Origin of the sequence: Serratia sp. NPDC078593, assembly GCF_050268245.1 — a bacterium.
GTDB lineage: Bacteria > Pseudomonadota > Gammaproteobacteria > Enterobacterales > Enterobacteriaceae > JBNNGK01.
This window is the reverse complement of record NZ_JBNNGK010000003.1, coordinates 376,346-388,533: the sequence shown is the minus strand read 5'-3', so window position 1 is coordinate 388,533 and position 12,188 is coordinate 376,346. Positions and strand designations below refer to the sequence as shown.

Annotated in this window: 10 protein-coding genes and 3 pseudogenes; 7 read left to right on the top strand and 6 right to left on the bottom strand. The window is 50.3% G+C overall.

Translation table 11 applies throughout. From position 1 onward, the window contains the following. Nucleotides 1–77 precede the first annotated feature (77 nt). A pseudogene (locus ACQKDS_RS05690) lies at nucleotides 78–392 on the top strand (tyrosine-type recombinase/integrase); the annotation flags it as partial. 151 nt (nucleotides 393–543) lie between these two features. On the opposite strand, the gene ACQKDS_RS05685 reads toward ACQKDS_RS05690, so the two are convergent. Then, nucleotides 544–1,464, bottom strand: coding sequence for an AraC family transcriptional regulator (locus tag ACQKDS_RS05685; RefSeq protein WP_399666252.1), 921 nt, complete (start codon nucleotides 1,462–1,464; stop codon nucleotides 544–546). Between the two features lie 101 nt (nucleotides 1,465–1,565). On the opposite strand from ACQKDS_RS05685, the gene ACQKDS_RS05680 reads away from it, so the two are divergent. The 4 genes and pseudogenes from ACQKDS_RS05680 to ACQKDS_RS05665 all read left to right on the top strand — a co-directional run bounded on the left by ACQKDS_RS05680 (nucleotide 1,566) and on the right by ACQKDS_RS05665 (nucleotide 4,877). After that, on the top strand, nucleotides 1,566–2,399 hold the full coding sequence (locus ACQKDS_RS05680) for an oxidoreductase (protein WP_399666255.1): 834 nt from the start codon (nucleotides 1,566–1,568) through the stop codon (nucleotides 2,397–2,399). A gap of 141 nt (nucleotides 2,400–2,540) precedes the next feature. Then, nucleotides 2,541–3,589 (top strand): annotated as a pseudogene (locus ACQKDS_RS05675) (IS3 family transposase); the annotation flags it as partial. 79 nt (nucleotides 3,590–3,668) lie between these two features. Further along, nucleotides 3,669–4,160 carry a GNAT family N-acetyltransferase gene (locus tag ACQKDS_RS05670; protein ID WP_399666258.1) on the top strand — a complete coding sequence of 164 codons (492 nt, stop codon included), beginning with the start codon at nucleotides 3,669–3,671 and terminating at the stop codon, nucleotides 4,158–4,160. A 177-nt stretch (nucleotides 4,161–4,337) separates the two neighbouring features. Continuing rightward, entirely contained in the window at nucleotides 4,338–4,877 is a 540-nt protein-coding gene (locus ACQKDS_RS05665) for a DUF2058 domain-containing protein (RefSeq protein WP_399666260.1), read from the top strand. A gap of 114 nt (nucleotides 4,878–4,991) precedes the next feature. Here ACQKDS_RS05665 and ACQKDS_RS05660 read toward each other — a convergent pair whose 3' ends face one another. After that, nucleotides 4,992–5,690 carry an RluA family pseudouridine synthase gene (locus ACQKDS_RS05660; RefSeq protein ID WP_399667072.1) on the bottom strand — a complete coding sequence of 233 codons (699 nt, stop codon included), beginning with the start codon at nucleotides 5,688–5,690 and terminating at the stop codon, nucleotides 4,992–4,994. Nucleotides 5,691–6,084: 394 nt separating this feature from the next. Here ACQKDS_RS05660 and ACQKDS_RS05655 point away from each other — a divergent pair, with 394 nt between their 5' ends. Both ACQKDS_RS05655 and ACQKDS_RS05650 read left to right on the top strand, forming a co-directional pair. Next, complete coding sequence (locus ACQKDS_RS05655; protein WP_399666263.1) at nucleotides 6,085–6,348, top strand: tryptophan 7-halogenase; 264 nt, start codon at nucleotides 6,085–6,087, stop codon at nucleotides 6,346–6,348. Between the two features lie 74 nt (nucleotides 6,349–6,422). Next, nucleotides 6,423–6,592: pseudogene (locus ACQKDS_RS05650) on the top strand (site-specific integrase); the annotation flags it as partial. Between the two features lie 191 nt (nucleotides 6,593–6,783). Here ACQKDS_RS05650 and fabD (ACQKDS_RS05645) read toward each other — a convergent pair. From fabD (ACQKDS_RS05645) to ACQKDS_RS05630, 4 genes are read right to left on the bottom strand one after another with little or no spacing between them, the layout of a single operon-like run. Then, entirely contained in the window at nucleotides 6,784–7,920 is a 1,137-nt protein-coding gene (gene fabD, locus ACQKDS_RS05645) for an ACP S-malonyltransferase (protein WP_399666266.1), read from the bottom strand. Between the two features lie 44 nt (nucleotides 7,921–7,964). Next, a complete protein-coding gene (gene fabD / locus ACQKDS_RS05640; protein ID WP_399666268.1) occupies nucleotides 7,965–9,839 on the bottom strand; it encodes an ACP S-malonyltransferase in 1,875 nt (624 codons plus the stop codon). A gap of 18 nt (nucleotides 9,840–9,857) precedes the next feature. Then, nucleotides 9,858–11,306 carry a PfaD family polyunsaturated fatty acid/polyketide biosynthesis protein gene (locus ACQKDS_RS05635; RefSeq protein ID WP_399666270.1) on the bottom strand — a complete coding sequence of 483 codons (1,449 nt, stop codon included), beginning with the start codon at nucleotides 11,304–11,306 and terminating at the stop codon, nucleotides 9,858–9,860. A 40-nt stretch (nucleotides 11,307–11,346) separates the two neighbouring features. Further along, nucleotides 11,347–12,177 (bottom strand): hypothetical protein, encoded by an 831-nt coding sequence (locus tag ACQKDS_RS05630; RefSeq protein ID WP_399666273.1) that lies wholly within the window; start codon nucleotides 12,175–12,177, stop codon nucleotides 11,347–11,349. Between the last annotated feature and the right edge of the window lie 11 nt (nucleotides 12,178–12,188).

Sequence of the window (12,188 nt, the reverse complement as noted above, 5' to 3'; positions counted from 1 at the left end):
AATCAAATGAACAACGATTAGTTTTTTCTGCGACTTATCATTTAACGCCTCTTTAATTGAAGGCATTAGCGCGTGGACCCTTCCAAGCTATCAAAATGCTCAGAACACTACAGGGATTAACCGGACATCGGCAGCACCTTTTCCCGGGCAGAGACAATCCGCTAGGTCCAATGACATCGCACTCGCTGCGCCAGCTACTTAAAAGCCTCGGCTGGAGTGGCATTTATAGCCCCCATGCAACCAGAACTACAGGAAGTACGCGTTTAAACAAAATGGGCTATCGACCTGATGCTATTGAGTCCCAACTTGCGCACGCTGATACCAACAATGTTCGCCGCACATACAACCATGCAACTTACCTTGATGAGCGTAAAGTGATGATGCAGGAGTAGGCCGATATGCCGGATAAATGGGTAGCAGGATTCGAGTAGAACTTACTGCACTTAGTGAGCCACGAGGATAGAACTCATTCTTCATGGGTCCACTTTGTGCCAGAAGCGGACATTACATTGCTCAGTTTATGTTCAAAACATCATCCAAACCTCAGTGCGACGAAACAAATTTCGATGTTTGCTGCAAAGAAGGAAACGCGAAATTACGCTGCATACGTTTTACTTCCTCTGCCGGCGGCAGGCCAAACAGCCGTTTAAACTCACGATTAAACTGCGGTGGGCTTTCGTAGCCAACAGCGTAGCTTGCGGCAGCAGCGGTAAGTTTCTTGCGGACCATCAGCATTCGAGCCTGGTGCAGGCGGACCGATTTTACATACTGCATCGGAGGCATGCTGGTTATCGCTTTAAAATGGTGATGGAATGTCGGCACGCTCATGCCGGTTTCCTTCGCCAGCTGTGTGAGCGTTAAAGGCTCAGCATATGTGGCATGAATGCGACGTAACGCTTTCCCAATTTTGCCGAATTGCCCCTGCAAGGCCAGCGCCGCGCGCATTGCGTTGCCCTGCGCGCCGGTTAACACACGGAAATAGAGTTCACGCATCCTCGCTGGCCCCAGAATTGCAGCTTCAGTCGGATTTTCCAGAACCTCAAGCACGCGCAATACCGCTGTTTTTATAGTGTCATCCATCGGGCTTGATATCATGCTCTCAGGCGCGGCGGAAGGGGGCAGAGCGCCATACTGTTCGATCTGTAGCATCAGTTCAGCGGCCAGTTGAAAATCAAGATGAATATAAACGGCCAGCAACGGATGCTCTGCTGATGCGTCAGTCTCCATTGTAAAAGGCACGGGCACAGAGACGGCAAGGTAGTGCTGTTCATCATACAAATAGGTCTTTTTGCCGAAGTAACCGCGTTTACTGCCCTGAAAGACAAAAACAATTCCGGGATCATATAGCACGGGCGTTCTTGTAAGCGGTCGGTTGGCGCGCAAAATTCTCACGTCGGGCAACGCAGTAAGGTTATATCCCTCCTGAACTGCTAGTGTTTTTACCCGTGTAATCATGTCGGACATTATCGAGCCTCATAAAATCAGGCAATAAAACCATAAGATTTGGTCTGAAAATCCATCAGTGCAGATAATATCATGCGGCTTTTACTGCATGGGAATAAATTATGACATCTGCAAAAACGATTTTTATCACCGGTGTGAGTAGTGGCTTTGGTCTTGCCCTAGCGAAGGAAGCTCTGATTGCGGGCCATCGGGTTATCGGCACCTTACGCAACTGCGAATCCCTTCATGCTTTTGAAGCGCTTGATGCGCAGCGGGCATTTGGCCGTCTGCTTGACGTGACTGACACTGAACGTGTCGATGAGGTGGTCAAAGAGATACTGGCAACTGTCGGTCATGTTGATGTTCTGGTCAACAATGCCGGTTACGGCCATGAAGGTATTCTGGAAGAATCCTCTCTTGAAGACATGCGTCGCCAGTTTGACGTGAATGTGTTTGGCGCAGTAGCGATGACAAAAGCAGTACTGCCGGTCATGCGAGAGCGCCGCAGCGGGCACATCATCAATATCACGTCGATGGGCGGTTTCATCACCCTGCCCGGTATCAGCTATTACTGCGGCAGCAAATTTGCGCTGGAAGGCATATCAGAAACCTTAAGTAAGGAACTGGCCGCGTTTAACGTAAAAGTCACCGCTGTCGCACCCGGCTCGTTTCGCACCGACTGGGCAGGCCGATCAATGTCACGCAGTGCTCGCACCATCCCGGACTATGACGCGTTATTTGACCCCATTCGCCAGGCGCGTCAGGAAAAAAGCGGAAATCAGACCGGTGATCCTGCAAAAGCGGCGCAGGCCATCCTGACATTGATTGAAAGTCAGAACCCACCAACACACTTGTTGTTAGGTAGCGATGCTCTGAGCTTGGTGCGACAAAAGCTCACTGATTTGTGTAGGGAAATAGAACAATGGGAAAAGTTAACGCTTTCAACAGATGGCTAACCCGTCTCTGACCGCGGGAATTGACTGAATAATCTGGTATGGCCGCTCAAACAGTCGGCCATTTTACTTAATGTAGTGGATCGGTAATTCAGGACACCTCGAAATCCTGTTAATGTTAAAACAGTGAAAATGAGGTGATGCATGCTCAAAACTCGTCGGACTAAACGCACCTTTTCCCCGGAGTTCAAGCTCGACGCTATCGAGCAGGTTGTTAAATACCAGCGAGATGTACGGGAAGTCGCGCAGGAACTCGAACTCAATCCTGATCATTTGCGCAAATGGATACGGCTTTATAAGCAGGAAATTCAGGGAATTGAGCCAGCTGGCAATGCTATCACACCTGAACAACGCGAAATTCAGCAGCTTAAAGCACAGATAAAGCGTCTTGAGATGGAAAAAGAAATACTAAAGCAGGCTGCCGTGCTGATGAGCGAAATCCCCGGGAAATTATCGCGTTAATCACACGGCTAAAAGCAAAGTGGCCAGTACGGAGTCTTTGCCGTTTATGGGGTGTTCACCGTAGCGTTTATTACGCGCAGGTGAAGCGTCCTGTTAATGTGCAAAGAATTGAATTGCGAAGCCGGGTGAGAGCTTTCCATGCTCTCAGTCGTGGCGCTGCCGGTAGCCGGGCCATCAGCCAGATGTTGCGCCAGAGTGGCGTTGATGCCGGGCGGTGGCTGGCGCGACGACTGATGCAGGAATGTGGACTGGCAAGTCGTCAACCCGTTAAACATCGCTACCGGGTGAACGAAGACAACAGTCCGGCATTACCGAACTTATTGAACCGGCAGTTTAACCCTGCTGCACCGAACCGCGCCTGGTGCGGCGACATCAGTTTTATCCGTCTGCAGGACAAATGGTGCTATCTCGCACTTGTCGTTGATCTATATTCACGCCGGATTATCGGTTCAGCCCTCTCATTAACCGCTGATGCGGATTTGGTATGCAGGGCTTTGCGTAATGCTCTGGAAACACGACCGCGTGATGGCCGACGGTTGTTTCATTCAGATCAAGGCGTTCAATATAAAAGCAATAAATACAGAAGGTTACTCTGGAATTATGGAGTAATACAAAGCATGGGTCGCAGAGGGAATTGCCTGGATAACTCGCCGATGGAAAGAGTCTTTCGTAGCCTTAAAAGTGAATGGTTGCCCAAAGGCGGTTATGGTGATAATAACCATCGTAAACGTTCGTAGTATGCCTACAATAATTTGTTAATCATAATTAGTTCACAACAACTATTTTATTTTTATGGAAAAATCACAAAAAATGACTGACTGGATCTATCGGCCGATGCAGGAGATTGAGTTTGATAAGTGGATGGACCTTACTCTGGCTGACTACGCTGAAGACCTGATGATAAACCATCTGTACAGCAAAGAAAAAGCAGTATCAGAGGCGGCGAAGGTAAATAAAGATACCTTGCCGCAAGGGATAAACACAAAATATAATCATTTCCGAATTTGCGAATACTGCCGCCAAACTGTGGGTTATATCTGGTTTAGTTTAGAAGATAGCTCAGCATTTTTGATGGACATAATGCTGTTACCTGAATATCAAGGTAGAGGTATAGGGAAGCAATTTATGCAATCCTTCTTAAACGAACTCATTGCATCAGGCGCTGAGGAATTAGAACTGCGCGTGTCACCTCATAATCAGCGTGCCCTCAATATGTACAAGAAATTAGGTTTCCGTGTTACCGGTTTCGATATGTGCCTCTCTTTGATAACGCCTCTATCTACCACCGTGGTTAAACCGTGACACAAACCCTGTTGTGCCTATCCTACATTGCCATGGATAAGCCGGACACTGGATTGAGCGTTGTATCTAATCTTGGTGGCCAGTCAACCATCAAACTCAAGCCACATAGCGGCCTAGTACCGATCCAAAAATTACAGGTATAATCACACTCATTATTCAACTGGTTTAGAAACGAAGATGACAAAACTCACCCTGCAAGAACAGATGCTAAAAGCTGGCTTAGTAACCAGCAAAAAAATGGCAAAAGTCCAAAGAACGGCGAAAAAATCGCGAGTTCAGGCTCGTGAGGCAAGAGAGGCTGTAGAGGACAATAAAAAAGCACAGCTCGAGCGTGATAAACTGCTAAACGAACAACAAAAACAAGCTGCTTTATCTAAGGAGTATAAAGCTCAGGTGAAGCAACTCATTGAAATGAATAGAATCGATATTGCCAAAGGTGATATCAATTTTAACTTCACAGATAATAATTTAATCAAAAAAATAGTGGTGGATAAGCCGACACAAACCCAGCTGATCAGCGGTCGTCTTGCCATAGCGCGTTTGACCGATAATAACAATGGTGAGAGTGGGTACGCGATTATCCCCGCAAGCGTTGCCGATAAAATCGCGCAGCGGGATGCGAACAGTATTGTGTTAAATAGTACGCTTAGTCAGGAAGAGCAAGATGAAGAAGATCCGTATGCCGACTTTAAAGTTCCCGATGATTTGATGTGGTAATTAACGGCCACGCCCGCCTGTTTTTCCTTGGGAAAATCATTAGGTTAAACATTTCGGCCTGCTCTTTTGTACTCAGCAGGCCTCTTCTTAGGCATCGTTGTAGAAATGCCGCGTTCAGAACGGACTGGCATGAGAGGCGTTGATCCTCACCCCGCTGATGGGATGAACAAAATGCAACTCGCTGGCGTGCAACATCAGTCGCGGCATCCGTTCCGTACCGGGCAGCAAACGCCCACCATACAGATCGCAGCCTAAAATAGGGTGGCCCAACTGCTGGCAATGTATGCGTAGCTGATGGGTACGCCCGGTTTCCGGAATGAGTTGTACCCGTGTCAACGGCAGTAACGTCCTGTTTTCCAACTCGTGATAAAGGCGCTCAACGACCCGATAGCGGGAGCGAGCGGGCTTGCCGTTGGTTGAGCAAATCGACATCAGCGGAAACTGAGCCGGATCTTTGGCAATTGCTGCATCTATCACACCTTCATTATGATCCAGATGTCCACAGAGCAGCGCACTGTAGATCTTGGTCACGGTGCGCTGACTGAACTGCTGGCAGAGAGCGGCATTGATCGCCTTATTGCGGGCAATTACCATCAGCCCGGAAGTGCCAAAATCAAGTCGATGGACCAGAGTACAACCGGGGAATATTTGTACCAGCCGATAATGTACCGAATCGAGGTTTTGTGGATTTTTCCCTGAGAGGCTAAGCAATCCGGAAGGTTTATTGATAAGCACCACGTGATCGTCCTGATAAAGCGTGGCGATCTTGTCATGACATGGCGGGGCAATAAAGGTATCGGAAATCGTGGACATCATGCTACCGGCTGGAAAGTGGATTCGGATAATAGCGAGTTTTCTGTCTACTGGCGAATCTGGCCATTCGTTCTGTAACTCTTCTTGGGGCCCGCCCTTCCCCCACCTTTACCGTGATGGTCACGCCACAGCCTCGTAAGCTGAACCATAGGGCATATAACCTTCCTTTTTATATGCTCCGCACGGTTCAAACATCATTCAGATTGCCCGAGCACGTAACGATTAGCTGATGTCGATGCCATTTAGGCTCTCCTTTTTTCACTGCGCGTTTAGCCTCTCTGAGCCCCGGGGCGGTCCCGTTAATTCAGAAACGGTGTTTGCACTTTTTAGACGAGAGTCTAGTCTGGATTAGACTCCAGTCTGAAATCTCCACTAGCTCTTATGGGAGAATGTCATGAGCAAACCGATCAAGAATATCGTCATTCTAGGCGGCGGCACCGCGGGCTGGATGTCCGCCTCGTACCTCGCCCGGGCGCTTCAACAACAGGTGAATATTACGCTCATCGAGTCTGATGCGATCCCTCGGATCGGTGTGGGCGAGGCGACTATCCCCAGTTTGCAAAAGGTGTTCTTTGACTTCCTCGGAATACCGGAGCGGGAGTGGATGCCCCAGGTGAACGGCGCGTTCAAGGCCGGCATCAAGTTCGTGAATTGGTGAAAACTGAACCGCACAGGTTTTTTTGGAGAGTTTTTAGTCCGGAAGCTCAGGCTGCCAGAACATTATTTGCACTGTTTAGTCCATCAGATTATCAAGCCGCCGTTGCCAGCGGTGAAACTGCCTCGGCAATTATTACCCCACGGATTTGCACCACAATGTTGGGCACTCTTTGGCTATGCAAAGGATCAGTGCTGAGGAAATAGCACATATTCTCGGACACTCATCGTTAGTTGTGGCCAAACATCTTCGCCAGAATACGCAATGCCACCGATTTTGGATTAACCCCCCTGCTTTTTTGATCGCGCTACGTGAAATATGAAAGCATTCTGCACCTTTGTATACCGACAGATTTTCTCAAAACGCACCAAAAAACGGCCTGTTTTGCGCGTGGAATGTTCACGGCGGCCGTTTCGCGCAAACGTTACCGCCATGTCGTCAAACTGGCTTTAGCTCATCGAGTTCAAAGTAACCGTTGTAGCCTTTCAGATAGATCGCCGCGCGATGTTGGAACAACAACAAAGCCTCGGTTCGGGTTTCCGCTTCCGCGTTCAAAATTGTGGAATGAACCTTTTGCCCGATCGGGAACCGGCTATTCCATTGCGCAATTTTCTCGGCTGGTGCCAGCGGCGCGTTGTGTTTAACCCTGTCAATCACATCGGCCACTTCCTTGATGGCGTTATTTCCGTGGCGCTGTAACCTTATTGCCTGCAACTCGTCTTCTGTCGTTTCTGCTTTGATTTTTTCGACCAGGCCACTGACCACTTCGCTGTGGCCCAGCTCGGTAAATTCAGGTGTGCCCAGGCTCATCAGATATTGAATGCTTGCGGTCCAGCGCACCGGGCTGGCGATTTGTTGCGCCAGGCAGGTTAACAGCGTGTCATCGTCATAGGGGCGTGCCGTTGTATTAGCAATGACAGGGATCTTCAATGCTGAGAACTGAAAGTTTTGCAGGTAACTTTCGAATTTATCCATTGAGTCCCGCATCAACCTGGAATGAAATGCACCGCTGGTATTCAGAGGAACACACTGCATTCCGCTCTGCTCAAATTCCGTTAACGCTTTTGTGACATCGTCACGCTGACCGGAAATTACAATCTGCGAGGGCGTATTAAAGTTTGCTAAATCAATGGTATCCAGTTTTTTTTCAGTCAAGAATGCCCGCAGTATCGCTTCACTTACCCCCAGCACTGCAGCCATGCCGCCGCCCGCCGCCTGCGCCATTAACTCGCCGCGTTTCTTCACCAGTTTCAGGCCGGTGGTGAAATCAAAGCATTCTGCGGCCAGCAACGCATTGAACTCCCCCAGGCTATGCCCTAAAACAAAATCCGGTTGAATACCAGTTTCTTGCCGTTTCTTGTAATAAGACAACGCATTGACTACATAAATGGCAGGCTGAGTGTATTGGGTCTTATTAAGCTCGCCATCAGGGTCACCAAGACAGAGGCGCTCGATAGAATAGCCTAATATATCGTCGGCAATACGGGTTAAGTCAGGGAACTGGCTGAACAGTTCTCGCCCCATTCCTGGCTGCTGGGAGCCCTGTCCCGGGAACATATAAACTTGAATTGGCATAGTCTTACACTCCTTCTCATTGAATCTATTAGCCGCCACCCCTGTTACGCCTTCACCTGCGATAACAGGGTTTCAAGCGATGCCATCCCGTCACTGAACGGGTTTAAGACATAACCGTGTCGACAGGTAAAATCCTGCGAATATTTTAAAAAGTTGGACAAGCTGCCAGTGGCGGAGGCATCAATAAAAAAGTGGTCGCTCATGGTGGAAAATACGGAATCGACCAGGGTGGAAAAATCAACCTTGTCTCGGATGACTCGCCATAAATAACCTTGGGCATCAGCTTGTTGCATCGCGCCGACGGAACGCCCCAGTACCGAGGAATAAACGGGCATCGTTGGCGCGAAACATGGTGTTTTATCCAGTAATTTTTGGTATGAGGGTTTGATCGCATCGATCGAGGCTGAATGGAATGCGTACCTGACCGGCAGCGACAAGGACAAAATATCGTGCTCCGTCAGCTTCTGTATAGCACTGACGACAGCGCTCTGTTCACCTGAGATAAAGAAGTTATTGCCGAAATTAACACCGGCCAGCGTGCAGCGAGAAAAGACATCTGTGGCGCGATGAAAAATGTCCGGCGAAGCCAACACAACGGCCAATCCTCCTGCCGGCGCATGTTGCTCCAGCAAATGCGCCTGTTCAACGACCAGCCGAAGCGCGTCGTCCAGCCGGAGCATCCCGGCGACCACGGCGGCGATGTATTCCCCCAAACTGTGGCCGACCACGGCGGCTGGTTGGATGCCCCTGGCTATCAACATCTGAGCCAGGCTGTACCCAAAACAAAACAGCGCCGGGTGGGTATAGCGAATATCGTCAAACTCAGCTGCGGCATCACGTTCGCTGTAGAGTTGTTCCAGCAGGTTCACACCGCTGAGCATATAAACCTTGTGGCAAAGGCGATCCATCGTCTGGCGAAAATGGCCGTCGGAATGATAAATAGCCCGTCCCATCTGATAGTACTGGCTCCCCTGGCCCGCGAACATAAAAACAAACTTGCGCGGCGTAGCCGGCGGCGAACCCTTGGGGGGCGCCTGCCGCGTTGTGGCCTCTTGAGGTTGGGCAATCGGCATTGGCGCTTCGGTAATGCGCTGGTGCAGTTTCGTTAACACATCGCCGGGGCCCACTTCGGCAAATTCATCACAACCTTGCGCCAGCAAGCAGGAAATAGACTCATACCAGCGAACCGGGCTGGATATTTGCCGGGTCAGCAGCGTCTGATAATCCGTGCTGGGATAAGCCCGGGCCGTAACATTTGACAGAACGGGAATCGATAAGGGCTGGAAAGTAAACTGCGTCAGATAATCGGCGAATTCCCTTTCGATATCCGACATCAACCGTGAATGGAACGCCGCACTGACATTTAATTGAACAAAGCGTGCGCCGGCCTCGAAAAAACGAGGCTCTAACGCCAGCACTTCATCATAAGCCCCGGATATGATGCATTGCTGAAGGGAGTTGATATTGGCGATGTCAACGTGCTGAAAACCGCTTTCGGCCAGGATACGTTCAATATCAGCGACATTGATTTCCAGCACGGCGGCCATGGCTCCCTTGGGGGCAAGGCTCATCAGCTGTCCGCGCTTTTGCACCAGCTTAAGTCCGGTAATAAAGTCAAAAGCGCCGGCGGCAAACAGCGCGTTATATTCTCCCAGGCTGTGCCCGGCTAGGATATCCGGCTGCGCCGCGCCGTGCGCTTTGCGTTCCAGGTAGCTGAGCGCATTCACGGTATAGAGCGCCGGTTGGGTGTACTGCGTCTGGTTTAAAACGCGCAGCGGATCCTTGATGCAAAGTTCGGCAATGTCATACCCGAGAACCTGACTGGCTTGCGCCACCAGCTCAGGAAATTGTTCGAAGAGGCCATAACCCATAGTACGATATTGCGATCCTTGGCCAGGGAAGGTATAGACTGTTTTCATAAATTCTGCGCCATCCGCTTAAGAATAGGAGTAAGAAGGTGAAACATCGCTTTTGAGCAAACCGATCTTTGTCGATAGCATCGAGGCGGCTTCCTGCATCAATATTTCCCCGATTTCATCCACGTGGCGGTTACGCCAGTCTTCATAAGCGGAGCCTTTTACCCATTGATTGAAGGCGCCCAACGCCGGCCCGCAATGCACCTGGTAGTCAACCTTGTTTTCCGGATCGCCGGCTAGCGCCAACCGCGAGCTGTAAGCAAAATACCAGCGGAAGACCGCCACCATTTTACGCCGCGGCTGCCCTTCTATCTTTTCCAGCATTTCTGGGCGGCGAGCTTGATAATATTGCTTCACGTCTTCCCAGACGGCGGATAGCGGCCGTTTAAAGTACTTACCTTCAAGCTGGTTTTTTATCGCCTGCGGTAGCTCATCCAATGAATTGTATTGCTGATAAAGCTGGTAAAGCTTATTGGCGCGAGCGGGGAAAAACACGCCACGCCTAAGCACTTGCACTTTGGCGCCCTGCTCAAACATATCGCCGGCAGGTGCATAGTCGGTATCCTGAATATTGATGTTTTGCAGTAGGTCTTTCACTTCGTCACTGGTCGCCGCCTCTACCGAACACTGATTCACCGAACCGGTGATGATAAAATCAGCCCCCAGCATAAAGGCCGCCATCACGGCTTCCGGCGTGCCTATACCACCGGCGGCCCCGACTCTGAGCGGTTTCTGATAGCCTTGCCGGCCCGAAATATCCCGGCAAAGCCGGGCAATGGCCGGAAAAAGAACATACGCATTGCCTTGATCGGTATGGCCGGCAGAATCTGACTCGACGCAAATATCCTGGGCCATGGGAACCCGCGGTGCCAGCTCAGCCTCTTGCGGCGTCAGCAACCCTTGTGCGTAGAGCCGGGCAACTAAATCAGGCGGCGCCGGATTGGCAAAAACCTCGGCGACCTCAGGGCGTGAGACTTTTGCCATCAGCGTATGCGGAATGACCAGCTGTTGGTCTTTCCCTAGGTGAATACCGCGCAGCCGGTAAAGAACCAAGGCCGGCGTAATCGCAATATAAGCTGCGGCTTCAATAAAACGAATATCATGGGCCAGGAACAATTCAATCCGGCGCATTTCTTTTTCCGGAAACTCATAGTCAGCGAGCATGTTCATGCCGAATGACTCTCCGTTCAGATCAGATTGAATGCCTAAAATGGCTTCTTGCAACAGCGGCAGACTCAGCCCTCCCGAACCGAAAAAACTCATCATCTTGGCCCGGGCCATCGCCACGACCAGTTTGCGGGATGCAATTCCCTGATACATTGAGCCACTGGAGTAGGCGTATTTAACGCCATAGTCCTGGCGGAACGCCGCACTTCCCAACCGCTCAGCCTGAGCCAGCTGCCGTCCTTCGCCGGCCTCAGAATGAGGCGGGTGTTGGCGGCGTTCCGCCAACGTTTTCACATAGGTCATTATTGCCTCTCATTCACTTACTCAGGCAGTCAGGAAAGCCTTAATGGTCGGCATCCCCTTTCATGGCAAAGGATGGATAGTCAGGAAAATCTCTTGTCGCCGGATATTTGGCAAACGTCATGACTTCCCGGCCATTGGTCAAAACCGTTTTGTCGGCATTCAATTTAAATTCGTAACTCACGTAACTCTGGCCTTCCCCCCAGCGTTCATGGTGCGTGCGGGTATTAAAGGTTGTACGCAGGCCATCCGGGGAGATCACCGCTATTTCGTTCGACTCATAACCGATCACGATTTCTTTTAGCTGATGCGGGGGGCTGGTCGCCAGAATATTGTAGTTCCCGTAATACATCTGATTTTTTGGCGTGGCTTTTTCGCCGCTATGGCGCCCGCCCAGCGGAATACCGCCGTTATCGAGAACCGTAATGTAGAAGCCGCCGTCACGCACAATCCACCCGGCTGCAGGTAACTCCATCCCGGCGACGGAATACAAGCGATACTCGCCATCCGGGTTGCCGGTATAAGGTTTCAATTCAATGCGTTTTTGTGCGTCCAGCGCTTTTACATCAATGCCGAATTCCTGGTTAAAATAAGCGATGGCGTCTTCTCTTTTTTGCGCCACCTGCTGCTCATTGAATCCCATGATATGCCTGTAGAAATAGTCGCTGGTACATAGGGTGCCCAGACACCCGGTCACCCCGGGGAAAGGTTCACTCTTGGTGATATTAATGACGCCGGAGCCCATAAAGGTCAGCACCTGGCTAAAGCCCATCGGTTTCGACAAAGGGGTATCCGCATACGTATTGAATGCCATCAATGGCAGAGAAAAAGCCGCGACGGCGGCGAACTTTATTTTAAATAGGTGCAATGACATCGATATCCTCA